Below are 26060 nucleotides of genomic sequence, written 5' to 3' on the forward strand. Positions count from 1 at the left end.
CTCAGTCTGTTTTTTTATCATCTTTCTTCTGCTGATCTTTCTTCTGCTGATCTTTTTTCTGGTCTTCTTTTTTCTGATCGTCAGCTTTAGGGGCCTCTTTTTCTTTCTGTTCGGCATCCTGTTCTTCTTGAGGAGCAGCATCTGCTTCCTTCGCCTGCTCTTCCTCAGCCGCTTTTTCTTCCTCAAGTTTCTTCATTTCTTCTTCGTACTCATTGATTTCACTTTCAATATCGTTCAGCTTTTGCTGTCTTTCTTCACTGTCCAGCTCGCTATCGGACTTCACCTGTTCGCGATACTTAAGCAGGCCAAACAGGATCAAATCCCGGTCTTCGAGGAAACGGGCTGTATCAAGGGCTTCCTTCGCCTTTCCGCGTCCGATATTGATCCAGTACTCGTAGTACATGGGGTCGGACTGCAGGGAAATCGTATTCCTGACGTTCTCCTTCTGATCCTCTGACAGGGACTCATTCACAATATAGGAGAGGGCCAGCTGATACTGGGCAACCTTTGGAATATCGTCGATGTCATAAGGCTCCAATTCAGTGACGACATCACTGTATTTGTTCAATAAGAAATTTTCCTGAGCGGAAACAATGCTCTCCTGCTTCGGGTTGATGAAGAAGAATGAATAGATTGAATAGATGATGGCTGGAACCAATAGTATGGATACACCCAGCAGGATATAGCGGTTGGTCTTCCATTTCTTTTTACTGATGGACATATAGGATGCAGCCACTTCCTTCGCGTCGAAGATACTCTTATTCAGTACATCTTCGAGTTCTTCGAAGGTGGCCGTTTCCATGATGGCCCGTGTCACTTCGGAAAGTTTGATCGTTTCACTAAATTTGATATAGTCATCGAACGAGAGCTTCGGATCGGCTATGAAAGCAGCCATTGCCTTCGTTTCCCTGAACAGGACCTCTCCGTCCTTTTCATATGGAGGAAGGCTCTCTTTCACTCCGTAGTGCAGGAAGTGAGGGCTTAATCCCTGGTCGAATACAATATTCCCGGGGCTTACTACTAAATGAATCCTTGAGAGTCGGTGCTGCTGCACCCTATGGACAAGTTGGAGTGCCGTTATCAGCCTTTCCTTCTCACCGATATTCAGCTTTTCAGAGGCAATATATGAGGCAGGGATGGTGTGGGAAATGCTCAGTTCATCATTTTCCATCCTGATTTCCTTTTGAATGGTCGGATCCAGGTCTTTAAGGAACATGATTTCTCTGACATGGTCCAATTTAATCTTTTCATTCTGAAACACGAACGTGATGACGTCTTCAGTCCGGTTCACAACAATATCAAGCTTTTCTTCTAGGTACGTCCGTTTCGTTTCGGCCATGGTCATTGTTCTCCTTTATAAAATTTCAACCCGGTCACCCGAGAGAATCTCGGCCTCATTCAGGCGGGCGTTTCCTGAAATGACCCGGTCCTTATTGGCGATCCTGATCCAGTATCCTTCCCTCGGTTCCGAGGTGAGCTTTTGGGACTGCCATACGAGGTCGATGAGTTTCTTGACCGTATGGTAATTGGATAGACGAAGGTCAATGACCTTCCCCTTCTGATATCGATTGAGATCGACGGTGATTTCTATGTACATCGTTCATTCACCTCATAAAGAAGGAGCGCTTCATCACGTTAAGCGCTCCTTGATTGAAATGTCGTCGGAAATGATTATCCACGAATTTGGCTGGCGATTTGATTGTCTGCATCCTCGATGGCTCTTGCAGTATTTTTAAGTTGTAGTGAGATATCTCCTAGCAACTCTTGCATTTCAACGAAGGACGGACGGAGGCGCTCATATTGATCGCTGAAGGCACGGCTTGATTCACCTTCCCACATTGATTCAAGTTCACGGATCATTCCATCAAGATCGCCGATTTGGCTTTCGAGTTTACCTTTTTCGTTTGAATAACGGCCTGACATACCATCCAATTCTGCTGGGGTTACGCGAATTCTTCCTGACATGTAATTTCCTCTCCCTTATAACGTTTTTAGTTGGTAATCATCTATATAAAGTCTGAATACCCATAACAAAGAATAGATTCCTTTTACTGACAACTTCATCTAACATACTATTACAATCTTACATAAAAACACAGATTTTACTCCCAAAAGGAAACTTTATAACTATTAAAATCTCAGGTTCCTTAGGAATAATGTAATGTCATGCTTTGTCGATTAGGTCTTTCCGACCTGTCGAAACGACAGATATCGACACACCCCTTTTCAGACATCGGGATACGCTGACGCACTCAGGCTGATACGGTTACAAGTACTTACTATATATCCTGATATTTACTTTTATAAACCGAAATTTTCAGAAATTGTTAAACTTTTTGGTTCTAAGGGTGGGGGACCAATTCCTGCAGAGGGATTAAAATCCTTCTTCCAACACGCAATCACTTCCATTCAGTCAAAAGGAAACACATAAGAATGGCCGATATTTCTGGTAAAACCTTTCATTATTCGGTAAAATTTTTTAAAAACAGTATTGTGGTGGTTTAGTTGTTTACATTGCTTTTGATCGAAGATGATACAAGTTTATTCAATGAGATTCGTGACCGGTTGACCCAATGGTCGTATGAGGTCCACGGTGTGAAGGATTTCAGTCTGGTAATGGAGGAGTTCGCAGCGGTTCAGCCTGACCTGGTGATCATTGATATCCAGCTGCCGAAGTTCGACGGTTTTCACTGGTGCCGGATGATCCGCTCCCACTCCAATGTGCCGATCCTCTTCCTCTCTTCCCGGGACCACCCGATGGATATGGTGATGTCGATGCAGCTAGGGGCCGATGACTTCATCCAGAAGCCTTTCCACTTTGACGTGCTGGTGGCAAAGGTGCAGGCAACGCTCCGGCGGGTCTACAACTATAATGCCGAAGTCGTCAATCTGAAGACCTGGTGCGGGGCAAAGGTTGATTATGAGCGGAATACCGTGGACAACGATGAAGGGAACATCGAGCTGACAAAGAATGAAATGTTCATCCTGAAGCTCCTGATCGAGCATAAAAACCGGATCGTCACCCGTGATGAGCTGATCAACAAGCTGTGGGACGACAAACGGTTCATCAGTGACAATACCCTCACAGTGAATGTGAATCGCCTGCGTAAACGCCTGGACGAGATCGGCCTGGGGCAAAACATCCTCACCAAGGTGGGACAGGGGTATATGGCCGTTGAAGGAGATCCTTCATGATCCGGGCATTTATGTGGGAGAGGAAAAGCTGGATCCTCATGTTTATCTTCCTCCAGCTTTTCTATCTCGGAATTGCCTTCCTTGATGCAGCCATACCGGTAGCCTCCATTCTTTATATCTCCTTCCTGTCCTCTCTTTTCTTCCTCGGATTCCTTTTCTTCCGCTATCAGAGGGAGACCCGTTTTTATAAAGGCTTGGAAGAATGGAGCCGGAATTTCACGATCAGCGGGGTCCCGGAACCGGATTCTCCTTTTGAGGATATCCTCTACAACATCCTCACCGAACAAGGGCAGAGCCTGAAAGAAGCCGCTTCGGAAAACCGGATGCGTCTCGATCAGGAGAAGGATGACCTTCTCGCCTGGATCCATGAGGTCAAGACGCCTCTTACAGCGATGCATCTCATCATGGAACGCATGGAGAATGATTCTCTCAAGGCCCCTTTGAAATATGAATGGTTGAGGATTCACCTGCTTCTTGACCAGCAGCTTCATCAGAAGCGTATGGATATCATGGAGAATGACCTTTATATTGAGAAGATCGATGTAGAAGACCTTCTCTATCAGGAAATCAAGACGCTGCAGTCTTGGTGCATCCAGAAAGGGATCGGTTTCGATATCGACCTTGCCTCCACCGAAGTGCTGAGCGACTCAAAGTGGCTTTCGTTCGTATTCAGGCAGATCCTCACCAACGCCGTCAAATACAGTGAAGCAACAGACATCGAGATCACCGGCACTGCCGGGGATCAGATGACCTTGTCTATCAGGGACAAAGGCAGAGGAATCGAGCCTCAAGATCTGCCCCGGATTTTCGATAAAGGGTTCACATCGACTGTCCACCATAACCATGCCGCCTCCACCGGCATGGGGCTTTACCTGACCAAGGCTATCACCGATTCCCTCCTCATCAGAATCGAAGTCGATTCCACTCCCGGTGAAGGATCGACCTTTACCCTGATCTTCCCGGACCGCAATGAAATTCACCAGGTGATGGGCATGTGACAACATTGTCACATGCTTTTCTATTTTGTTCGCTGAATGAAAGGAAACGGGACTCCATGCTTCCTATAATGAAACTATCAACCAACGCAAAGGAGTTTTGACTAATGAGCATACTGGAAGCCGTCAAATTGCATAAAAGCTATGGGAACAAATTCAATAAACAAGAGGTTTTGAAGGGAATCGATCTCACGATTGAGAAAGGGGAATTCGTGAGTATCATGGGAGCATCGGGGTCAGGTAAGACGACGCTGTTGAACGTACTGTCCTCCATCGATAAAGTAACTGAAGGCTCCATTAAGATCGAAGGCAACGAAATGACCCGCATGAAGGAAAAGCAGCTGGCCGAGTTCCGCAAGAATCACTTGGGCTTCATCTTCCAGGACTATAATCTTCTCGATACCTTGACCGTAAAGGAAAACATCATGCTTCCCCTCTCCATCACCAAGACGCCAAGGAAGGTGGCCGATCAAAAATTCACTGCTCTCGCCTCACAGCTTGGGATCAATGAACTGAAAAATAAGTATCCGAATCAGATTTCCGGTGGGCAGAAACAGCGAACATCGGCAGCACGCGCCTTCATCCATGACCCGAGCATCATCTTCGCCGATGAGCCGACAGGTGCCCTGGATTCCAAATCGGCATCCGATCTCTTGAACAAGCTGAGCGACCTGAATGAAAAGCTGAAGTCGACCATCGTTATGGTCACCCATGATCCGGTAGCCGCAAGCTACTGCAGCCGGGTGATCTTCATCAAAGACGGGCAGATCTATACCCAGTTGAATAAAGGCCATCAGGAGCGACAAGCCTTCTTCCAGGACATCATGAAGACCCAGGGCCTCCTGAGCGGGGTACAGCATGAACGTTAATTCGCTTATCCTGAAGAATCTGAAGAAGAACATCAAGAATTACTACCTGTATGTATTCGCCCTTGTATTCGGTGTCGCCTTGTATTTTGCGTTCGTGACGCTGCAATTCGACCCGGCACTTGATCAAACAAAGGGGGACGTAAAGGGTGCGGCCGCCATCAAGGTTTCTTCTTACCTCCTGGTGATCATCGTGGCGGTCTTTCTCCTGTATGCGAATACCATTTTCATCAAAAGGAGGAGCCGGGAAATCGGGCTGTTCCAGCTCATCGGGATGACTAAAAACCGGATCTTCAACTTGTTGACCGTAGAAAACGCCATCCTTTACTTCGGTTCGATGGTGATCGGGATCCTTGCCGGGTTCTCCTTCTCGAAGTTGATCCTGATGGTCCTTTTCAAGGTGACCGGGGTGTCTTCAACCGCAGAGCTCCGATTCTCCGGAGACGCACTTCTCCAGACCATCATTGTATTCATCGGCATCTATCTCCTCATCATGATGATGAATGCCTTCTTTATCAAAAAACAATCGATCCTTGCCTTATTCAATGTGAAGTCATCAACGGAGAATTCAATGAAAGGCATGTCGATCTGGGAAATCATCATGGGGCTTTGCGGAATCGGACTGATAGCGGCGGGCTATTATGTATCTACCAGGCTCTTCGGAGGCGATTTCACCTCCATGACCGAATTATTCATGGCCATGGCGTTCATCCTTGGGTCTGTCATCCTTGGAACCTATTTCTTTTATAAAGGGTCTGTAAGCTTCATCTTCAACGTGGTCAGGAAGCAACAAGGGGGCTACCTCAGCATCAATCAGGTGTTGTCCCTCTCATCGATCATGTTCCGGATGAAATCCAACTCCCTTCTCCTTACCGTCATCACCACGGTATCGGCCCTTGCCATCGGTCTCTTATCACTGACGTATATCTCTTATTATTCAGCCGATAAAACCGCGATCAGCCAGACACCGAACCACTTTGCCCTTCAGGATGAAAACGAACTGAAGATCTTTGAGGAGGCGCTGAAGGATAAAGAGATTCCGTACGATGTCACCAAGATCGAGGTGATACAGGTACATGCAGATTTGTCTGCCATCATGAAGCAGAAAGAAAACGAAGGATTCCAGATGGATACCCGTAATACCCAGATGGCTGTGATCAGCGATAAGGACGTGAAGGGAGTGAATCTCTCTCCTGGCGAAACGATCCTGACGGGCTACAGTGATATGCTCAGCCGCTTCATCCCTATGAAGGATTCGGGCACGATCCTCTATAAAGGGAAGCAGACAAAGGTCCAAGAGGACTACCTGAGCATGGAGGATGATTTCTATGTTTCCTGGAAGTTCACAGGGGGAGGTTTCCCCATTGGAATCGTTGATGATACGGTATTCACCCAGCTAAAAAACGATCTGGATCCTTCCATTCAAAAGGAAACCAGTCTATATCTAGGGGTGGATGTGAAAGAAACGTCCCAGTTGAAAGATGCCAACAAGCTATTCAATCAAACGTTCGATCAGGAAACCACCCAATCCATCTCTCAACTCAACAACAAAGATCAACAACGGTCCAACATGGGGATCGCCATGTTCTGTGTTGCTTTCCTTGGACTTGCCTTCCTTGTCACATCAGGCTGCATCCTCTACTTCAAGCAGATGGATGAAAGCGAAGACGAGAAACCGAATTACACGATCCTGCGTAAGCTTGGATATACCCGTGGAGATCTTCTCCGAGGGATTCAATTCAAACAACTGTTCAACTTTGGGATCCCACTCATGATCGGGCTCCTCCACAGCTACTTTGCCGTCAAGTCGGGCTGGTTTTTCTTCGGGAACGACTTTTGGACTCCAACCTTGATCGTCATGGGTGTGTATGCCGTTCTTTATTCCATCTTCGGCATCCTGTCGGTTCTCTATTATCAGAAAGTCATCAGGGACTCCCTGTCTTGAAGTGAAGAGGTTGGGATAAAACGAACCATTTAATGACGAACACGATCAGGTTTTTTATACCGCTCATGATTTCCGTGCAAGACTACACTTTCCGCGGGTAGCCCGTGAGCCTCCTCGGCAGGCCGTCTCACATCAGCTACTCTTCCCGCTGGAGTCTTCGTCTTGCACTCCAATCAACCGCTGGTAACAATGAAATACAAATGGTCATGAAACAAAGTAAAAACCCGCATTCATTTGCCTTATCGCAGGGCAAATGAATGCGGGTTTCACCATGACTTTAACAGGGTTCCCCAGCCTTTTCCTCGTTTATATATGGAATAGTCTCCGTGGACTAAGACAGGCAAACAAAGAGAGGATACCCAGGAAAAACTCATAGAAAATCACCATGACAGCAATCTCAAGCCAGCCATCCGCTTCCCATGCCTGCATATTCACACATAGGATGGCCACCACTACAAGCAGTGGTATCTGCCCTTTCAACTGGAACATCATCCCGCGCTTAATTGAGAATTTTTTCACTTCCGCTTTATGCGGTGACAGGACTTCCTTTGCCTGAAGGACCAGCCGCTCCACATACTCTGCAACCCCGATCTTCTTCAATCCCAGGAAGAAAGAATCCTCTACCGTCTCAGGGTCAAGAAGCCATACGTACCCTTCTCCTGCAATAAATGCTTCCTCCCGATAAGAAGTCAGCCTGCCCGGAAAGATGGTTGTCACAACATTCGGGGGCCCGTATCCTTTTTCCTTGAACTCTCTCACGGTTTTTCGTTCTTCTTCAGAAACCCCTTCTTCTTCCAAAAGCTCATTCCATTCGTCCTCTTCGAATGAATCCTCATAGATCAGCCACTTCTGGATTTTCACTTCCTCCACCTGCACAGCTTCGCGTTCCTCCTGCAGGGCAAAGAAATCCTTGAATAGCTCCTCCATACCCTCATGGTAAGGCTGGAACCAGAAGGTGTATTGATCACCTTCAACCCATTCCACAAGTGCCTCTTTCCCCGATGAAGCATGAAGAGCCATGCCCCTTTGTTCTTCCGCATGATAAAAGATAGACATGCTGCTTTTCCCTATACATGATATGACCCGATCAGAAAAATCACTTCCTGCTGCCGGAGGGATCTCGTTCAATCCGTATTGCTTTTTTATATTTTTCGATTGTCTACCGTATCCTCCTTCTTTCAATAACGATGCAAAGTCCGATGCACTGAGCGTCAGCTTTTTCATCTCATCCCCTCCTTCACACTTCAAATACGAATGATACCAACATACTGAGTATGAACAACACCAATGCATATAAAATGCCCAATGCTTTATTGACGATAAACGGAAGCCGACAGAGCACGAGCTGGACATGGTGATTAAGGATCATGCCCGGCCATAGAACAAATTTCAGGACTGTTTGAAAAAAGGTATCTTTATGATCATGAATCCGATATTCATAGAAAGCGATCACCACCAGTTGATTAAAAACGGACCATAGAGCACATAGCCCATTTATGAAAAAGAAGACCGGAAGATAAGAGCTTGGAAAAGGCAGCCCCATCTGATAAGGAAAAAAAGAAATGAGACAAACAGCCACCACCATCGCGATCGCTCGCTTCATCATTGTCACCTCGTCATCCAAAGAGTAAAAAGGCCCCTTCCGCCTGGGGAAGGGGCTTCAGCGTCACAATCAGTTAGAGAACTGTTGATTGTCGGGTTGGTAATCCACATTGTATTTTTTAGCCAGATCACTCATGGCCATGTGATATTCCTGTGCTGCCAGAAGGTATTCCTGCGCCACCGCATTCGATTCTTCAATCAAAGAAACGTCCTGCTTTTCGATCCCTTCTTTCTGGAGCATGAGGGCCTCATGGTAAGTCGCTACAATATCTTTCAATTTAGCCGTCATAGGCTCAAGTTCATCAAACGGAGTTTCAATGTTTTCAGCCGTGTCCACCGCTTTTTCATAAGTCGGGATGACCTCTTTGGTCAAGACTTCGTACATCTCTTCATCGTTTGTATAGTTCTCTCCTGATACACCTTGAAGGGCCATAACAGCCTCGGTTTCATAATCCGCAATTTTGCGTACATCATCGTTAATATACGTAATGAGGGCTTCCTGTTTCTCAGCATCGGAGAGATCTTTTTTCGGCTCTTCTTTCTTGGCCGTATCCTCTTTATCGGCTTCTTCCTTGCTTTCGTCTTTAGTGGCTTCTTCTTTTTTGCTGTCGTCCTTCTTCTCTGTTTGAGCGCTCTCTTTTTTCTCCGACTTTTCGTCAGAAGACGTGCTCTGGCTGCAGCCCATCACGATGAATGATAAAGCCACGAGCATGATGATTAATTTTTTCACGCTGATCCATCCTCTCAAGATTGTTTTGGTTATTTAAGAAATCAATGGCTTCTTCCGCTTCATCCATGAACGCGAGACAGCAATCAATTAATTAAAAAATCGCTTCTGCCAATATCCCCATCGTTCCGGGTCCATTGGCGTCATCATGGCTTATCCCTGGATCATCAGGGACACACCCACTAAAAATTCCAATCTTTTCAACTATAGCATGATTGGTAAAATACTGTTATGATAGCATCTGTTTATTTTTGGATGCAGCTCACCTGGGTTATTAGCCTCAAAAAGTCCGTTGTCTGGAAGGAGATTACCTTCTACTATTTCATACATCAGGGGTGCTTAATAATAACGTAGGTCTTTTAGGCTATACCTTTTTATTTACTTTATTTCGTAAGGAAACTACTACTTTTTCATCAGTCGACCAATTGTTGAGCATATAGTCTCCAACAGTTTGGACTACATGTTAAATATCACTTATAAAGGAAAGTTAAACCTTTTATGAGAAATATTATTTTAGGGTAAACCTGAAACCATTCATTCCATATATCCGTATAACAGGTGAGGTGAAAGACAGAATGTACATACACATTGAAGAACCAACCGAAAAGATATCAAAAGATGCCGTCCAGATGTGGCGGCTGACGAATACCATCGGGCATGCTATTGCACTGATCATCATTGCAGTGCTCCTGTACTGCACGGATTATTTCCACTGGTATGGGTGGGTGAGTCCTGTCCTGTACTCTTTGGGAGGACTCCTGATCCTATCCGCCCTGTACTCCATTCTCCTGGAACCGGTTTTCGTCCAGCGCCATTGGCGGTACCGGATCGATGAAGAGTTCATCCAGCTCAAGAACGGGAAGTGGAATACGAAGCATGTGGTCATTCCCATGGAGAAAGTCGAATATGTACGAACGGAGCAGGGACCTTTCTTACGCAAATATGGGCTGTACGATTTAGAGGTGGGGACCACCACATCAAATCATACAATCCCTGCCATCCCGCAGGCTGAAGCAGAGCGGCTAAAGGCCGTCATCGCAACCTACGCGAAAGTCCGGGATGAGGAGGAGGAAGCCATATGAGCGGCATCCAGCGGTTCCACCCTGCCTTTCTTGTTGTGGAGCTTGTGTCTTTTGTAAAAGGGATTTTCTTTGTTTATTTCTTTTTATTCGTCCTGAAAGCCCAATCCACTTCCGGATGGGTGGTATGGGGAAGATACATCCTCATTGCCTGGTCGGTCTGGGCCATCGTGAATATCTTCTTGAAATGGAGATTTCACGGCTATGAAGTGACCGAGAGGACGATTGTTCTCCATGAAGGGGTATTGGTGAAAACACGGCGGACGGCGGGGCTGGACCGCGTTCACAACCAGACCTCCAACACGACATTTGTCCACAAATGGTTCGGCCTTACATCGTTGAAACTTGAGACCGGGACTTCCGGTGATCACGGGGAGATAGAGTTTCCCGTGATCACCCAAGAAGAAAAAGAACGGATCCTTTCCCTGATTAGATTGCAACAGCAGGAGAACGGAAGCAGGGAAGGGGATGAGTTCTTTGAGGCGGAAACCGTCCGGACGATGCGCTTCCAGTCAAAGAAAAAAGACCTGATCCGGGCTTCCTTTACGTCCTTGAGCTTTCTTGCGATCTTCCCGCTCCTCAGTGCCGCCTATTCGAACCTTGCCGTGTTCTTCAATCTTGAAGACGGGGCGGAAGGAGCATGGGATTACCTGGTCCTCCACTGGTGGATGCTGATCATTCTATTTGTCATTGCCCTTCTCATTTCATCGGTCATCGGCTATGTACGGGTCTATTTGAAATACGGGAAGTTCACGATCAGCGACGATCATGATAAGATCTACATCGAAAAAGGAGTGGCGAACGTGACCCACTTCTCCATCCCGAAGCGGAACGTACAGGCCGTCGTGGTGGAGCAATCGATTTTGAAGCGTCTCTTGGGCCTTGCATCAGTCAAGCTGATCAGTGCCGGATCTTCGGAGCTTGAAAGCGAGGAAACGAGCTCCCTCTACCCATTCCTGCCGAAGCATGAAGCCTATCGCATCATACAGGACATGCTTCCCCTTTATGAAATCCAAGAAGAAATGAGGCGCTTTCCACGACATGTTCTTTGGGCAAAGCTTCTCAGGCCTTATTATGTAACCGCCCTGTCCATTGCAGGCTTCCTTATTTTCAAGCCAACCTTTCTATGGGTTTCGGCCATTCTCTTTATGGTGGCAATCATTCTGAGGGTACTCGACTACACCTTTACAAGCTACATCCGTCACGGGGACCTGATCCAGATCCGGAGCGGCGCCCTCACGACAGAAACCTTTGTAACCCATAAACGAAGGATCCAACAGGCCACCGTCACCCACTCATGGCTACAGCGCCGATTCGGGATTGCCACTCTTTCCTTTACCAACAGGGCCGATCCCACCCACGTCAGCGAGCTTTACGGGGTATCCAGGGAAGAAGCCGGTGAATTCTATGATTGGTACAGACAAAAATCCGCTTCGTCTTAAGCAGACGGGCGGATTTATTTTTTGAAGACGAATAAGATTGAGAATTATTATCAATACTAAAAAAACAAGACAACCCCTTGGTTGCCTTGTTCTTCTTGAATTACATACCAGGTTCGAACGTCTTACAGTCGGTTTCCTTGCTGTCATGGGCTTCATTTCCTCTGTGACTCACCACAAAGATCTGATCAGCCGAGCAGCGTTTACCCTCTTTGTTGTATCGGCAGTTACTGACTTCGCAAAGTACATCCTGTGCCATATCATTCACCTCCCCGTATCATTTAGAATTTACTTTTTTGGGGAGGTTCATACAGGCCTTTTGTGATCATTCATTCCTCTTCAGGTGGAAAACATCGATCGAAATCTTCACGGGCTTTCATATCCTGGACGGTGCATAGAGGTTCTTCTTCCAAGTTAAACATGTTTGTGGACGAAATCGGATATGCCCCATACCCATTCTCCTGTAGGTATTGAATGACGGGAAGGGCTGCTGATGGAGAATCCGTTGCCATTTCTATGTAATAATAGGGATTGACACTTCCTGACTCTTCCAGAAAATCTACATGTTCCGCCTTCGCCATGACCAACCTCGGTTGATAATCATACGATAAGGAACTAACCAGTTCATATAACTCTTCATTTAAATCCAACTTATTTTCGTCTTCCTTGAACTTAAAATAGTTATTCACCTCTTCGGAAAAAGAAGCTTCATCCCCTGATCCGAAAGGACCGAAAAGGTGTTTGTTTTGTCCTTCTTCCAGTTGGAGGACGGCTTTAGTTTGGACCGGAGCCATTTTCTCCCTCATGGAATTCAACAGGCTCACCACTTTGTCTGCATCAAACTCGTCGACATCGGTTGAAGCACGATAAGTAATGACCGGCTCCTCACTACCAAGTCGATCTTCAAGATGCGTCTCCTCGACCACCTCGAGATAATCAATCCCTTCACCCTCCAGATCGGCCATCAATCCTTTGTACTCTTGATCGTTTTCACTTAAGTATTCGTGTTTATCCCGAATATACTCATCTTCAAAGTTCTTCAACCTGGACTCGATGCTACCGGTGAAGGTGAAATCATCCTCCTTCGATTCGAATTCAAGAAGGCGGGTATCACCGAAAATCGCCATCAATACGATGATCAACGTGGATCCCATGCCGTAATCCTTTTTCATCGATGTCATCTCAAACTCTTCTCCGTACTTTTCGCTGAGTTCTTTTTCTGTATACTCCTTGACACGTTCTTCATACGTCTGACATCCAGACGTGATGATAGCCGATAAGCCGAGGATCAAGAGCAGCTTTTTCATATGTATCCCTCATTTCTATTAAGCCCTCAATTCAAATTATTTACATTATTAAAAGGTTATACCACATGAGTTGGGAAGTTAAAACCTCTATACAGCCTTATTCACAGAAAAAGACTGAAAATCCGGTCACTCGATCATTAACCGGATTTAGCTTGCGATGGCTGCTCCTTCTCCATCTGTCTGCCAATTTGTTATCAGGCTCTCTTATTTTTAAGGTAATCGGTCAATGTCACACCCAGGACCGCGATCAGAATGAGCGAGATGATGACCGAATCCTTCATATTCCCTTGAAAGAGCGAGAAACCGAGGGGAATACCGGCAAACATGACGAACAAGAGGCTTGATAAGAATAGGTGTTTCTTCGTCATGAATTGACCTCCTCCTGCATCATATGGATAAAGTAATCTTCCAAGCTAGAATGGGTCTCAGAAATGGTTTTAAGCGGTACCTTTTCCCCGAGAATCCTTCCATCTTGAATAAGGACGCAGGAGTCACAGAATTCCTGGGCGACACTGAGCTGATGCGTGGATAACAAGATGGCATTGCCCTCGGCGGCATACGCCCTCAGAAGATCCTTAACCAGCCTCATGTTCAAAGGATCGATACCGGAGATGAACTCATCAAGGAGCAGTACATTTGGCTGCGGGATGAGCGCTGTGTACAGGGCCACCTTCTTCTTATTACCGAAGGACAGCTCTTTTATTTTCTTCTCCAGCTCTTCCTCCAACCGGAAAGCCGTGTGATCCGGGAGTGCGTTCACCCGGTGGAGCTCCTTCATCATCTGTATATATTCCCGGACCGTCAGCTCTTCATAAAGAAGCGGATCATCCGGTATGAATACGGATGTACCATCGATGTCGATTTCTCCTTGATCTGCTTTGTATAGCCCTGCGGCAACTTTAAGTGTCGTCGTTTTCCCGGCTCCATTCTGACCTAGGAAAGCAACGATCTCTCCCCTGGAGACCGAGAAGCCGACATCGCGTATGATGGCCTTTTCGCCTATGGATTTTGTAATATGACTGATCTGGATACGTTCGTTCATTTCCATTCCTCCTAAAGGTTCAAATGATCAAGGTGGGTCATGCGTGAAAGGCGTCTATACATAGCGAACAACAAGCCGAAGATAAACAGAACCATAACTATAAGGAGCCCCGGTCCGATCACCCAGAGATACGACCTGTAAGAAAGACTATCCGTAAGATAAAAGGCGCATGGAAGCATGAACACCATCGGGATCATGACACCGACAACTGCTCCGCTAGTCATATTCCTGATTTTCTCCTGATCCGGATAGTCCTCAAGCTCTTCAAGGGAAGGATAGTGAAAGTGAGGAGTCAGAACAGAAGGCAGGTACATGATCAAGCTGAATAGCATACAAGCGCATAAATGCGAGAGAAAGAGAATGATAGACTCTGTGACTCCGGGTTTGACCAACGTAATCATGATGACATCACCGACAACCAGTAGCGGGACCGTCATCGCAAGGAAGAGACGGAGCCTTAAGCGCAGGAGGGGCCAAATCCCTTGATCGGGATGCAGATGGGATTGGACTCTCTTCCCTACACCATCCATGGCATGGATGCCATTTAGCGCTGAAAAGCTGGCTTGGGTATAAAAATAAACGAAATAAAAAGTATAAAAAGAGAGGACCATATGGAACATCTTGCTCCCGTGATCGATGCCGTCAAGAAACCCCCATATGAGGCCCATAAAGATCCAAAAGGAAAACGGACCCATGATAATGGGAAACCTTGAAAGGAAAAAAGTCGAACGAAGATCGTTCCGGGTCATGAACTGCATATGCCCTTTTCCTCCCGACAATATCAGTAGGAAAGAAATCCATTTTTCATAAAAAGTGAACGGATACCAGCTTCTTTTTGTATCTGAATGATTCCGGGTGGGAAGATAGAGAAGCACTCCTGCCACCAACAACCCAGTGAGGAAGGGAAGCCCTCCATTTCCCGTTGCCAGCTCGGCAAGCAGGTTATGTGGCCAAAAACGCCAGTTGAATACCATCGAAATCGACGAAGTCATCGAAACGATGGAGGCACTACCCGTATCCAGCCACCCAAAGAAGGTCTCTTTCTCGACGGTCTTTGATATAAGGGGGAATTGCTCCACCCACGGGACAAGCTTCCTGGCAAACTGTACGGATAAGACCAAAAAGGCAATCCGCAAGGCAAGCTGACATGTCATCCTTATGAAGAATGATTGTTTAGTGGCTTGACGGCTGAGAGCCAGTCCATAGTAAGACGCAGCAAGAAATCCGAATACTAAGTAGAAGAGCCATGCAAACACCATGGTGATCAATGGAGCCGGAAAATAACTCTGAACGGCAGCCATGATCGGTATGTAAACCATTAAAAATTTCTTGGATTCCCAGAGTAGCAACTCTGCCTCAACCATTATTCTGGCACGGGAAGGAGTAAGCTTTACATTCATCTGCAGCCATTCTCCGTCAAGTGACTGCTTTTGCCTTCTGGCAGTCGACATTCCGGACACAATCGCATCCAGGAATATAACGAAATAGAGGACTGACCAGATTAGGAGCGGCTCTTCCCTCATCGCTTTTATAAGATGATCAACCACCGCATAGAACACATTTGAACCGATCTCGAACCTCCCATTAAGGATGACTTGCCCCATGGTCACATAGCTTGCAGCAAACAGTAGGACCGCCTTCATGATTCCCCATGCCAATAACCATTTCCAACTCAGATAAGGTGTGAGAAACCGGCTCCGATACTGATCCTTTATCCTGATTTTCCATCTCCATTTTATCCAATGGTACACCATTATGAACCTCCATATGTTGTAATGCAAGGTAGTTGGGCATATAATCACTACTTTGCATTACCAAGTAGTAAACCAACTATATCCAATTAAGGAAATAAAGTCAATTGCTTATTCTACATCCCTTTCCTGCTTTATTATTTGGCATTGATTACATCTTGAACCTGTGGCCGGCCTTATTTCTTTGAAAATTCCCAAAACACTGGTTTACATTTGGGTAATTAAGGGTATAAATTCCTGTTATTAATTGTAAAATAATTCTTTTGTCCTAAACCAACAAAGGTCATATGATTCATCCATAACATTTGTTATTCTAGTAAACTATTTAGTGGTATATACATCCCATCTTTTCCATTTAAGGGGTGTACCGTTCCCGACGATCAAAAAAATGATCAGTGACCTGCACTGATCTGACCGAAAAAGGAGAGAGAACTATGACGGCGATTGGTATTGACTTGGGCACGTCCAATAGTCTGGTATCCTACTGGACCGAGGACGGTCCCGCACTTATTCCAAACGTACTGGGGAGCCATTTGACCCCTTCCATCATCAGTGTGGATGAATCAGGAGAAATACTCGTTGGCCAGGTGGCGAAGGAGCGACTGATCACACACCCTCAAGAGACCGTGGCCGCATTCAAACGCCATATGGGTACACAAAAGACTTACAGGCTTGGGTCGTACACCCTTTCCCCTGTTGAATTATCTTCCTTCGTCCTCCAATCGCTGAAGCGGGACGCGGAGAGTCATCTTGGTGAGGATGTTTCCAAAGCCGTCATCAGCGTACCGGCATATTTCAATGATAAACAAAGAAAAGCAACAAAACAGGCAGCGGAAATGGCGGGGCTGAAGGTGGAACGCCTAATCAGTGAACCGACGGCGGCTGCCATCGCCTATGGGTTCCACCAAGAGGATGAAGATACGAAATTCCTCGTCTTTGACCTCGGAGGAGGGACCTTTGATGTATCGATCCTCGAGCTGTTCGAAGGGGTCATGGAAGTGAAGTCGGTAGCCGGCGATAACTTCCTCGGAGGAGAGGACTTCACGTCCCTCCTCATGAATGCCTTCCTGCAATCAGAAGGACTCAAGGCGGAAGAGCTCGATCCCCAGAAGCTTTCCCTCCTCTTTAAACAGGCGGAGGAATGCAAAAAAGCACTCTCAGGGAATGGTCAGTCATGTACCATGACCCTCAAGGCGAACGGACGGGTGCGGGAAATGGAAGTGGATCGGAAGCGATTCGAGAAGCTTTGCCAGCCCCTTATGCTGAAGCTCCGAAAACCGATCGAACGGGCCCTCCGCGACGCGGATCTCATGGTGGATGAGATTGACGCCATCATCCTGATCGGCGGTGCCACCAGGATGCCGATCATCAAGTCGACCGTGAGCAAGATGTTTGGCAAGCTCCCGTTCCTTACCATCCACCCTGATGAAGCCGTCGCTCTCGGTACGGCCGTGCAAGTAGCCTTGAAGGAGAGGAACGAAGCCGTCCAGGAGCTGATCCTGACAGATGTATGTCCGTTTTCCCTCGGAACGGCGATTTCCAAACAAGTGGGCTACGATCAGTATTCCGACGGTCATTTCTTCCCCATCATCGAGCGGAACACGCCGATTCCGGTCAGCCGTGTAGAACGATTGGCCCCGATCGCAGATCAACAAAAGACGATCACGCTTGAAGTCTATCAAGGGGAAAGCCGCATGGTGGAAAACAATTTGAAGCTAGGCTCACTGAAAGTCGATATCCCACCCGGTCCTGCAGGAAAGGAAGAGGTGGATGTCCGCTATACGTATGATGTGAACGGTCTTCTCGAGGTGGAGGTGACCATCCTCAGTACCGGGGAGAAGAAGAATATGTTAATCGAACAAAGCGACAGCGGCCTGTCCGATAAGGAAATGCAGGAACGGATGGAACAGCTTGCCAGCATCAAGATCCACCCCCGCGAGCGGACGGAGAACAGACTCCTGGTCGCCCGTGGGGAACGCCTCTACGAGGAGGCACTCGGTGACAAACGGAGTGTGATCGCAAGAGCCATCGAACAGTTCGAAATGGCTCTTGGAACCCAGGATGATCAACTAATCAAGCGCGCATCGTCTGAATTCAAAGAAGCACTAGACCAATTCGAAAGATGGAATAATCTATGACACAGTGGGAAATACTCGGCATCAAACCGACGGATGACCTCTCCGTCATCAAGAAAGCCTACTCCAGGCAGTTAAAGAATCATCATCCCGAAGACGATCCTGAAGGGTATCAGAACCTCAGGGAAGCCTACGACAGCATCACCAAGATGGTGAAACAGCAAAAACGTGCGGAAAAGGAAGCGGCCTTCGCGACAATGGACGAAGTGGAAATGGAAGTGGACATCCCGGAAGAAACAATCACAGAAGACGAGGAGTATGTCCCTGCCTCCAGTCCCTTCCCCGATCACATCGGCTCCCATCATCAGCCTTTGAGTGATATTGCTTTGCTCCTTGATCAGGCCGAGGCCCTTTACGGCGATTTTGAAGCAAGGCTCGATGAGGGGCGCTGGATGGACCTCCTTGATCAAGATGTACTATGGAATATGGAGCTTCAACAGCGGGTGAGTGAAGAAATGCTCCTTTTCATCTGGCATCACTGTCTCCTTCCAAAGAGGATCTGGATCCTTCTTGAAAATCAGTTCGGCTGGCATCAGATGCTGAAGGACGGGAACCATTCACTCGATGAGGAGGATGCCGAACAATTCTACCGCTTCTATGATCGTCGACTCGGCTACTTTCCGGCACTGCGCTATGACTGGACCATCGGTGAGGACATGGATCACGAGGCCTTCTTCCATGCGCTTGAGTCTGCTTACGATGAATGGTTCAGAGGGAACTTCGAAGCATCTGAAGCATACGCCAAAACGGCACTTTCACTCTTTGAACGTCATCCCGATGTCCATAAGCTTCTCGGCGAACTTCATCTCCAGCAAGGAAGGGTGAAGCATGCTCTTCCTCACCTCGTGGAAGTGACGAAGCTCGATCCCGATGACCTGGATACCCAGCTGTCCACGGCGCGTGCCCTCTACGACGATGGTGCCTATGAGGAATCCGCAGCGGTCCTTGCTTATCTGACAGAGCTGGAACCGGAAAACACGGACTTCCTGAGTCTTTACGGGAAGGTATTATTCAAGCAGAAAAAGCTTGTGGAAGCCCGCAAGGTATTCAAAAAGGTCAAGCACATCGATCCTCTTGGAGATTCTGAAGTACTAGTGTACCTGGCCAACATCCACCGGATCATGCGGGAGGATCCTGGGAAGTTCAATGCCTCCATGAAAGATATCAAAGCGGAATTATATATGTACTCCCCCGGCAAGAAATTCAAAGTGTTCTTATGGAACCAATTCAGATGGAAGCTGATCTTTTCCTATATATTCTTATTCGTAAGCTGGCATCAGCTCGGCAATATGGCTGAAGAGATACATGTGAACCGCGTTGCGTTTACATTGGTGACGATATTCAGCATGGGCTCAGACTACAGACAGCCTACGTCCACCATTATCTGGACCCTGATCTGGACAGCGATCCTTCTCTTGGCTCTGATACAGATCTTCAAGCAATGGAATCGTATCAGACGGTCGTTGGTGGCTTAGAAAGGAGAGATTACCATGAATAAAGAACAGCAGCGGTTTATCGATACAATGGGATCCCTGAACTATACTGGAGATCAATCTTACTATGGCATACTCCATTACAAACCCCGTAAACTTCCATACTCCCAGGCCAAAAAAATCCTCGAGTATTGGGGGATCGTGGATACTGAGTCGGCCCATGCCACACTGACCTGGTTTCTTGAGGAAGGATTGCGCAAGGATTTCAATCGTATAAGGAACATCCTTTTATTTATGTCAGACGCTGACAGGGAGCATTGGGTCTCTTCCCTCGAAGACGAAAAGACCCGGAACCAGTTCAAGGTCGTAAACCGGTACCTGCACAAGTTGAACAGCAGTAGCATTGCAGGTGCAGATTATGGATTCTGTGTGATGTTTGCTCAAAATGCGTTTCGCATGGGGTTCATCTCACTCGACGATTCGGATGAGTACGCCCTTCAAGCCGGTAGAAAGGCTCAGAAGGACTTCCCTAACTGGAGCGATTACTTGATCTCCCACTCGGCAGGAGCAGAATTCAATAAAGAAAACGAAGAAACCACAGTAACCTTTATGAAAAGTCAGCAGTTCACGCTGACCAGGGTTCTGACAGCTCCCAACAGTCCTTTAAGAAAGGTGAGCTGGAATACGAATCTAGCCTTGTAACCAAAACAAAGCGCATGCCCGCGGCATGCGCTTTTTCTATTGAATTAAACCAATACACCTTCAGAGAACGATTTGTTCAGGGTCGGCCAGTACGCTTGATTCGCTTCGATAAGATCATCGAGGATCTTTTTCGCCACGATGGCTGAAGGAATCGTTTTATTAAGGGTGAAGGCCTGCAGTGCCTTTTCATAGGATCCTTCTGTGATGGCTTCCACCAGGAGCTTTTCAGAGGCAAGCTGCTGGTCGATCATGGCTTTATGGAAATAAGGGATTTCTCCTACATATTCCGGTACCGGACCATCACTCGTGATGGAGGCAGGCACTTCGATCATGGCATCAGCAGGCAGATTCGGGATCGTCCCGTTGTTCTCCACCATGACGAGATGGCGTTCTCCCAGGTTTTGTGCAAGGGAGACTGTCACATCCACGATGAAGATGCCGTGAACGCCCACGTGGAACGCGTCTTCAAGGACTCCCGTCTCTTCATACTTCCTGACGGTTTCAAACAGTGATTTCTCGCGTCCATCCATGACTTCATTGGCGCGGGTGTATTCCTTATTGGAATTCTCCACGATGTATTCCGGCAGCAGATAATATTGAAGGTATGGATTCGGCAGATAATCCGGGAAGAAGTCCATGATCGGCTTGATGTTCTTGAACGTCTTGATCCATGACGCATCCGCATGTCGATAGTCGATCTTCGATACGTCCTCTGTCAGGAGGCCATGCTCACTCACATGCTTCCTCAGCTCAGGAAGGCGGTCGACGCCGTCCACTTCCACCCTGGTGAACCAGCCGAAGTGATTCAACCCGAAATAGTCCACTTTCAGCTCATCCCGTTCAACCCCGAGAATTGCACTCATATTCCTCATGGTGGCGACCGGCATATCACAGATATTGAGGACGCGTGCATCAGGACGAAGCTTCCTTACCCCTTCAGCGACAATCGAGGCGGGGTTGGAATAGTTCACGATCCAGCAGTCCTTCTTCGCATACTGTTCAACAAAATCGATCAGCTCCACCATCGGGAAGATCGTACGCAGACCGTAAGCCAGGCCACCCGGTCCGCATGTTTCCTGTCCGACCACGTCATGGGAGAGCGGGATCTTTTCATCCAGTTCCCTCATGGCATACTTTCCGACCCGCATCTGGGCGAAAACGAAGTCCACATCCGTGAAGGCCGTCTCAGGATCAGTCGTATCAAGGACTTTGATGGAATCGGAGTATTCACGGATCACGGCTGTTGCTGCCACGACGACCTTCGATTGTCGCTCGCCATCAATGTCGTAGAACCTGATTTCCTCGAGTGGCAAATCCTCCAGGCGATCCATCAGACTCCTTACAATCCCTGGCGTATATGTGCTTCCTCCACCTGCAATTGCTAGTTTATATGTTTTCATAGCTGCATTCCTCCTAGATTTTGATCGACTTGATCCCGTACGGATTTCACGTTCAGACCATAGACTACCTGTACGTTGTTACCTGACTTGATGACTCCTTTAGAGCCCGTTTCTTTTAGCTTCTGCTCATCGACCGCTCCCGGATCCTTCACGACAAGGCGAAGCCGGGTATAACAGTTGTCGACGTTTTCAATGTTTTCACTGCCTCCAAGGGCGGCAACGATCGTTTCCCCAAGGGGTGCTGCGGTTCCAGGGGAAGCAGCACTCTTCTCCTCTACCGGAGCCTCTGCCTCTGCCTCTTCTTCGCGACCCGGTGTCTTCAAATTAAGCTTCAGAATCAAGAAGCGGAAGACGACGAAGTACACGGCAAACATGAGCAATCCGACAAGGATGAACATCGGCCAGTTCGACTTGGTCGTACCCAGCGGTAGATTGTAGAGCAGGAAGTCGATGATGCCATTTGCCCCGATGGCATGGACCCCAAATACATTCAGGAGCATCATTCCCGCTCCTGTCAGGACGGCATGGACGACGAACAGGATCGGTGCCGTGAATAAGAAGGCGAACTCAAGCGGCTCTGTCACCCCGAGAAGGAAGGACGTGACGGCTGCCGGAAGCAGGATGGCCTTGGCCATTTTCTTTTTATCCTTGTTCGCCGTTACATACATGGCAAGGGCTGCACCCATGAGACCGAACATTTTCGCAAGTCCCCTGGCATCCCAGTTCACCGTGCTGCTCAGCACCTTCGTGCCGGCATCGGCCATTTCCGCAAAGTAGATGTTCCGTGCCCCGTAGACGACTTCTCCTGCCACTGTCGACGTTCCGCCTAGCTCCGTGTAAAGGAATGGCGTATAGACCAAGTGGTGGAGACCCGTTGGGATGAGGATCCGCTCTAGGAATCCATAGATCAGGAAACCGACGTCCCCAAGACTCTTGATCCCTCCGGCCAAAGCCGTGATCCCGTTTTGGACATATGGCCAAAATTCAGCGGCCAGGAAGCCGAGGATCATAGCACTCGGTATCGCCAGGATGGCGACGAAGCGATGTCCGGAGTAGATGGAAAGGACACCCTTGAATTCCGTGTCACAGTATTTGTTGTGAAGGATTCCTACAAGGGCCCCGATCAGGATACCGGCGAACACGCCCATTTCAAGTACTTGTACGTTCAGGACCATGGCCTGTCCTGCAAGCTGCATCTCTTCAGCAGGGACAAGATTGCCTGAGATCTTCAATACTTGGTGCATGGCGTTGATGAAGATCACGAAGGTGACAAGCCCTGTTAGAGCGGCATATCCCTTATCCTTCCGCGCAAGACCGATGGGGATCCCGACAGCGAAAATCAGCGCCAGATTCTGAAGGATCGATACGGCTGAGGACGAGATGAATGTCCCGAAGTTTTGTATATAGGGATGTGCAAGGAACGGTACATATTCTGCAAGATTTCCATTCCCGAACACATTTCCGAAAGCAATGAACAGACCGATGATCGGTAGGATCAAGATCGGTGCAAATAATGATTTTCCGAATGTTTGAAGACCATTGACGACTCTTTTCATGTGCAGCCTTCCTTTCCTGTGAAGTAAACGCTATCATTTACATCCAAAGTATAGCGCGGATAACCGGCTCATGTAAGGGATTACAGGGAATCTGTACAGTGTGAACAAAAGATGTAACATGTTACATCTAATATTCTTCAATGATTCCCTGCTCAATGGCGAGGCTCAGGAGGATGTCGATGAGCATGAACATATTGGACTCATAGGAGGTCACCTGGAATTCCTGCTGTGACTCGATTGTGGGGTCGAAGACGGGGAAGACGATATCGGCAAGGGCAGCCGTCGTGCTTTGACGATTCCCCGTGAAGAGGACGGTCTTAAGGCCTTTGTCCTTGGCAATCTGCACCTTTTCAATGACCTTGGCCGTCTCCCCGGATCGTGAGAAGATGATCAAGAGGTTGTAGCGCTGGATGTTATTGAAGAAAATCGCCCTGCTGTCACTGGTGGACGTGTTGGACACATAGTAACCATAAAGCTCGAGCTTCTTTGCCAGATAATTGGAGAACAGGGTGGAGAATCCGGCTCCATAGAAGTAGATGAGGTTGTGCTGCTTCAGTTCATCGAGGAATTTTCCGATGCTGTCTTCCCCGATGGAATCAAGGGTCCAACGGGCATTGGAAAGAAACTCTTCTTTTTTCCTGACGAGGGGATCGTGAAGGCTGGTGGCGGGACCGGGATCCTGCATATTTTTCACTTTCAAGCCCAGGTTGAAGATGAATTCGCTATAACCGCTGAATCCGAGCTTCTTACACAGGCGGATGATGGAGGTGGTGGAGACGAACAGCTGATCCGCCGCCCTCCGGATGCTGAGCTGTTCTCCTTTATCATGTGATTCGATCAGAAACGAGAGGATTTCTTCTTCCGAGGGGTTCAGATCGTGATCACTTGCATAATCCAAAAACAATTTCTCTGTTTTTTTCATGTTCACTCGTACCTTTCTGTGATGGCAGACCTATATTCTGTACCCCTATTTTCTCATGTTTAGGCCTCAATCAACAAATCCCCTGTTCAACCTGGTAAGGAATTCACCGAAAAGCGCCCGTTCCTCTTCACTCCATCCGTCCATCCATTCATTGTAGCGCTCCAGCCTCAATCGCTTATCTGCTTCGAGCTTCTCTTTGCCGAGCTCCGTGATCTTGAACATCCTGACGCGGCCGTCACCTGGATCGGCGAAGCGTTCGATGAGTCCTTTCGTCTCCAACCCGCCCGCCTGTCGGGATAACGTGGAAATATCAAGCTTGAAGGAATCGGCGAGGTCTTTGACCCGTGATGGCCCGAATTCATCGAGCTGGCGAAGGAGCAGATAGGAAGCACGCTCCAGGAACCCGATCTTCCGTTCAGACTGATCGAGGTAGACGGCTCTTCTGATAAAGGTCGTCAATTCATATTCAACACGCTCTAGAGGGTTTAATTCATCCATATATTTTCGCTCCTTTTCGGTATGAAACCTGACAGATTCGTTGACAAATGATCAAATGCTTGTATAATACAAATATATTAATTGTATCGTACAAGCAATTCGCTGATTTGTAAAGCGTTTTCTTACCGAAAACTTACGTGAAAGAAGGGTTCAAAGCTGTTTTAACAGCGACGTTATGAAAGTACTCCGCATTATTTTACAAGTCGGAATTTTATATGGGTTTTCCTTTGCAGGAGGATGGATTCAACAGGCATTGGATCTTCCGATTGCAGGCAGCATCGTCGGCCTGCTCCTTCTCCTTCTGTGCCTTGCAATCAAAGTCGTCCCGGTTGTGGTCGTGGAAGACGGAGCAAGCTTCCTCCTGTCCATACTTCCACTATTATTCATCCCCGCCATGGCGGGCGTCATGAACTACCCAGGCCTTGTATCACCAACCGGGGCCGCCTTATTCTTGATTGTCATCGTCAGTACCGTCGTGACCATCGCTGTAGCCGGACATGCGAGCCAGCTCCTTGAGAAAAGATCAAAACGGAAGGAGGAAAAACGATGCAGCAATTCCTGCTCACAATCGTAAGCATTGCAGCAACCGTGGGGATCTACATCGTCATGGCGGGAATTTATAAACGCTTCTCCCTTCCCGTTCTGATCCCCGTTTTGACCTCCACGATCATGGTGGTAGGTCTCCTTGTCGGCTTCCATATTCCTTATGAAGACTACATGGTCGGTGGACAGTGGATTCATTCCCTGCTCGGCCCGGGTGTCGTGGCCCTCGCCTACCCTCTCTATAAGCAGAGGGACGTCATCCTGAAGTACAGCCTGACCATCATCGGAGGAGTCTTGGCAGGCCTCCTCACTGGCATGATGAGTGGATTCCTGTTCGCACGGATCCTTGGGATGGATCATGACCTGATCCTCTCCATCATCCCTAAATCGATCCCGACGCCTGTAGCGATTCAGATCGCCTCCGGAATAGGCGGCGTACCGGCCATGACCGTCGTCTTCGTCATGGTGGCCGGATTCTCAGGCGTCATCCTCGGACCGATGATCCTCAAATGGGTTCGGATCAGGAGCAAAATGGGACAGGGCATCGCCCTCGGAAGTGCATCCCATGCCCTTGGCACCTCAAAGGCCATGGAATACGGTGAGCTTTCCGTCTCCATGAGCTCTGTCTCCATGACCCTGAGCGCTCTCCTCGGCTCCGTCATCGGACCGCTTGTAGTATGGCTGTTCCAGATTTGAGGCTGACGAAGCTGAGAGCATGACCTGTTCATGATACCCCTTGTAGATGTGGTGGTGTGCGTGCACACTCAACCTTTCTATATAAGGGGTTTTTGCATTTTTTAAATGAAGGATGAATGAATACAAAGTCCGTTCCTTTTCGCTGCAGGCGCTTGCTTTCCGCGGGGAGGAAGTCGAGCTTCCTCGGCTGCGCCTGCGGGATCTCGACCTTTCCTCCTTTCCCGCAA

At 47.9% G+C, this 26060-nt stretch carries 26 protein-coding genes; 11 read left to right on the forward strand and 15 right to left on the reverse strand.

Translation table 11 applies throughout. The features are described 5' to 3' along the window. Window position 1 precedes the first annotated feature (1 nt). The 3 genes from essB to ACNA6I_RS21315 all read right to left on the reverse strand — a co-directional run bounded on the left by essB (window position 2) and on the right by ACNA6I_RS21315 (window position 1965). Entirely contained in the window at window positions 2-1339 is a 1338-nt protein-coding gene (gene essB, locus ACNA6I_RS21305; RefSeq protein ID WP_416314137.1) for a type VII secretion protein EssB, read from the reverse strand. Window positions 1340-1354: 15 nt separating this feature from the next. Then, complete coding sequence (locus ACNA6I_RS21310) at window positions 1355-1597, reverse strand: EsaB/YukD family protein (RefSeq protein WP_048004743.1); 243 nt, start codon at window positions 1595-1597, stop codon at window positions 1355-1357. Window positions 1598-1671: 74 nt separating this feature from the next. After that, window positions 1672-1965 (reverse strand): WXG100 family type VII secretion target, encoded by a 294-nt coding sequence (locus ACNA6I_RS21315; protein ID WP_048004742.1) that lies wholly within the window; start codon window positions 1963-1965, stop codon window positions 1672-1674. A 540-nt stretch (window positions 1966-2505) separates the two neighbouring features. Here ACNA6I_RS21315 and ACNA6I_RS21320 point away from each other — a divergent pair. From ACNA6I_RS21320 to ACNA6I_RS21335, 4 genes are all read left to right on the forward strand, one after another. Then, complete coding sequence (locus tag ACNA6I_RS21320; protein WP_048004741.1) at window positions 2506-3195, forward strand: response regulator transcription factor; 690 nt, start codon at window positions 2506-2508, stop codon at window positions 3193-3195. Then, window positions 3192-4193, forward strand: a complete 1002-nt coding sequence (locus tag ACNA6I_RS21325; RefSeq protein WP_063191282.1) for a sensor histidine kinase — start codon at window positions 3192-3194, stop codon at window positions 4191-4193. Before ACNA6I_RS21320 ends, ACNA6I_RS21325 begins: the two co-directional genes overlap by 4 nt. Window positions 4194-4297: 104 nt before the next feature. Continuing rightward, window positions 4298-5059, forward strand: coding sequence for an ABC transporter ATP-binding protein (locus tag ACNA6I_RS21330; protein ID WP_048004739.1), 762 nt, complete (start codon window positions 4298-4300; stop codon window positions 5057-5059). After that, the gene (locus ACNA6I_RS21335) at window positions 5049-7001 is read left to right on the forward strand and encodes an ABC transporter permease (protein ID WP_048004738.1); all 1953 of its coding nucleotides are present in this window, start codon (window positions 5049-5051) and stop codon (window positions 6999-7001) included. The genes ACNA6I_RS21330 and ACNA6I_RS21335 overlap by 11 nt, the downstream gene beginning before the upstream one ends. 306 nt (window positions 7002-7307) lie before the next feature. Here ACNA6I_RS21335 and ACNA6I_RS21340 read toward each other — a convergent pair whose 3' ends face one another. The 3 genes from ACNA6I_RS21340 to ACNA6I_RS21350 all read right to left on the reverse strand — a co-directional run bounded on the left by ACNA6I_RS21340 (window position 7308) and on the right by ACNA6I_RS21350 (window position 9333). Continuing rightward, complete coding sequence (locus ACNA6I_RS21340; RefSeq protein ID WP_416314138.1) at window positions 7308-8225, reverse strand: hypothetical protein; 918 nt, start codon at window positions 8223-8225, stop codon at window positions 7308-7310. A 13-nt stretch (window positions 8226-8238) separates the two neighbouring features. Beyond that, complete coding sequence (locus tag ACNA6I_RS21345; protein ID WP_156185231.1) at window positions 8239-8607, reverse strand: hypothetical protein; 369 nt, start codon at window positions 8605-8607, stop codon at window positions 8239-8241. Between the two features lie 66 nt (window positions 8608-8673). Next, complete coding sequence (locus ACNA6I_RS21350; RefSeq protein ID WP_053072146.1) at window positions 8674-9333, reverse strand: hypothetical protein; 660 nt, start codon at window positions 9331-9333, stop codon at window positions 8674-8676. Between the two features lie 572 nt (window positions 9334-9905). Here ACNA6I_RS21350 and ACNA6I_RS21355 point away from each other — a divergent pair. Then, complete coding sequence (locus tag ACNA6I_RS21355) at window positions 9906-10412, forward strand: PH domain-containing protein (RefSeq protein WP_048012103.1); 507 nt, start codon at window positions 9906-9908, stop codon at window positions 10410-10412. After that, complete coding sequence (locus tag ACNA6I_RS21360) at window positions 10409-11851, forward strand: PH domain-containing protein (protein WP_416314139.1); 1443 nt, start codon at window positions 10409-10411, stop codon at window positions 11849-11851. Before ACNA6I_RS21355 ends, ACNA6I_RS21360 begins: the two co-directional genes overlap by 4 nt. Window positions 11852-11951: 100 nt before the next feature. On the opposite strand, the gene ACNA6I_RS21365 is transcribed toward ACNA6I_RS21360, so the two are convergent. The 5 genes from ACNA6I_RS21365 to ACNA6I_RS21385 all read right to left on the reverse strand — a co-directional run bounded on the left by ACNA6I_RS21365 (window position 11952) and on the right by ACNA6I_RS21385 (window position 15951). Next, window positions 11952-12107 (reverse strand): DUF1540 domain-containing protein, encoded by a 156-nt coding sequence (locus ACNA6I_RS21365; protein WP_079514148.1) that lies wholly within the window; start codon window positions 12105-12107, stop codon window positions 11952-11954. A gap of 70 nt (window positions 12108-12177) precedes the next feature. Next, window positions 12178-13155, reverse strand: a complete 978-nt coding sequence (locus ACNA6I_RS21370) for a hypothetical protein (protein WP_416314140.1) — start codon at window positions 13153-13155, stop codon at window positions 12178-12180. 194 nt (window positions 13156-13349) lie between these two features. Then, window positions 13350-13523 (reverse strand): hypothetical protein, encoded by a 174-nt coding sequence (locus ACNA6I_RS21375; protein ID WP_156183372.1) that lies wholly within the window; start codon window positions 13521-13523, stop codon window positions 13350-13352. Next, window positions 13520-14197, reverse strand: coding sequence for an ABC transporter ATP-binding protein (locus tag ACNA6I_RS21380; RefSeq protein WP_048004732.1), 678 nt, complete (start codon window positions 14195-14197; stop codon window positions 13520-13522). Before ACNA6I_RS21380 ends, ACNA6I_RS21375 begins: the two co-directional genes overlap by 4 nt. An 11-nt stretch (window positions 14198-14208) precedes the next feature. Next, the gene (locus tag ACNA6I_RS21385) at window positions 14209-15951 is read right to left on the reverse strand and encodes a hypothetical protein (RefSeq protein WP_252265401.1); all 1743 of its coding nucleotides are present in this window, start codon (window positions 15949-15951) and stop codon (window positions 14209-14211) included. 431 nt (window positions 15952-16382) lie between these two features. Here ACNA6I_RS21385 and ACNA6I_RS21390 point away from each other — a divergent pair, with 431 nt between their 5' ends. Genes ACNA6I_RS21390 through ACNA6I_RS21400 form a run of 3 tightly spaced genes read left to right on the forward strand, consistent with a single transcriptional unit; the run spans window position 16383 to window position 20218 of the window. Next, window positions 16383-18086, forward strand: coding sequence for a molecular chaperone HscC (locus ACNA6I_RS21390; protein ID WP_416314141.1), 1704 nt, complete (start codon window positions 16383-16385; stop codon window positions 18084-18086). Next, window positions 18083-19558 carry a tetratricopeptide repeat protein gene (locus ACNA6I_RS21395; protein ID WP_416314142.1) on the forward strand — a complete coding sequence of 492 codons (1476 nt, stop codon included), beginning with the start codon at window positions 18083-18085 and terminating at the stop codon, window positions 19556-19558. Before ACNA6I_RS21390 ends, ACNA6I_RS21395 begins: the two co-directional genes overlap by 4 nt. 15 nt (window positions 19559-19573) lie before the next feature. Continuing rightward, window positions 19574-20218, forward strand: a complete 645-nt coding sequence (locus tag ACNA6I_RS21400; protein WP_048012110.1) for a DUF1266 domain-containing protein — start codon at window positions 19574-19576, stop codon at window positions 20216-20218. A 44-nt stretch (window positions 20219-20262) separates the two neighbouring features. Here ACNA6I_RS21400 and ACNA6I_RS21405 read toward each other — a convergent pair whose 3' ends face one another. From ACNA6I_RS21405 to ACNA6I_RS21420, 4 genes are all read right to left on the reverse strand, one after another. Further along, window positions 20263-21618 (reverse strand): 6-phospho-alpha-glucosidase, encoded by a 1356-nt coding sequence (locus ACNA6I_RS21405; RefSeq protein WP_048004727.1) that lies wholly within the window; start codon window positions 21616-21618, stop codon window positions 20263-20265. Then, window positions 21615-23174, reverse strand: coding sequence for a PTS transporter subunit EIIC (locus ACNA6I_RS21410; protein WP_048004726.1), 1560 nt, complete (start codon window positions 23172-23174; stop codon window positions 21615-21617). Before ACNA6I_RS21410 ends, ACNA6I_RS21405 begins: the two co-directional genes overlap by 4 nt. A gap of 127 nt (window positions 23175-23301) precedes the next feature. After that, the gene (locus ACNA6I_RS21415) at window positions 23302-24096 is read right to left on the reverse strand and encodes a MurR/RpiR family transcriptional regulator (protein ID WP_048012113.1); all 795 of its coding nucleotides are present in this window, start codon (window positions 24094-24096) and stop codon (window positions 23302-23304) included. A 66-nt stretch (window positions 24097-24162) separates the two neighbouring features. Further along, window positions 24163-24594 (reverse strand): MarR family winged helix-turn-helix transcriptional regulator, encoded by a 432-nt coding sequence (locus ACNA6I_RS21420; protein WP_416314143.1) that lies wholly within the window; start codon window positions 24592-24594, stop codon window positions 24163-24165. Between the two features lie 175 nt (window positions 24595-24769). On the opposite strand from ACNA6I_RS21420, the gene ACNA6I_RS21425 reads away from it, so the two are divergent. Continuing rightward, window positions 24770-25168, forward strand: a complete 399-nt coding sequence (locus ACNA6I_RS21425) for a CidA/LrgA family protein (RefSeq protein WP_048004723.1) — start codon at window positions 24770-24772, stop codon at window positions 25166-25168. Beyond that, complete coding sequence (locus ACNA6I_RS21430; protein WP_416314144.1) at window positions 25141-25833, forward strand: LrgB family protein; 693 nt, start codon at window positions 25141-25143, stop codon at window positions 25831-25833. The genes ACNA6I_RS21425 and ACNA6I_RS21430 overlap by 28 nt, the downstream gene beginning before the upstream one ends. Window positions 25834-26060 lie beyond the last annotated feature (227 nt).

The sequence above is a fragment of the Rossellomorea sp. FS2 genome (assembly GCF_047915635.1).
Classification (GTDB): domain Bacteria; phylum Bacillota; class Bacilli; order Bacillales; family Bacillaceae_B; genus Rossellomorea; species Rossellomorea marisflavi_A.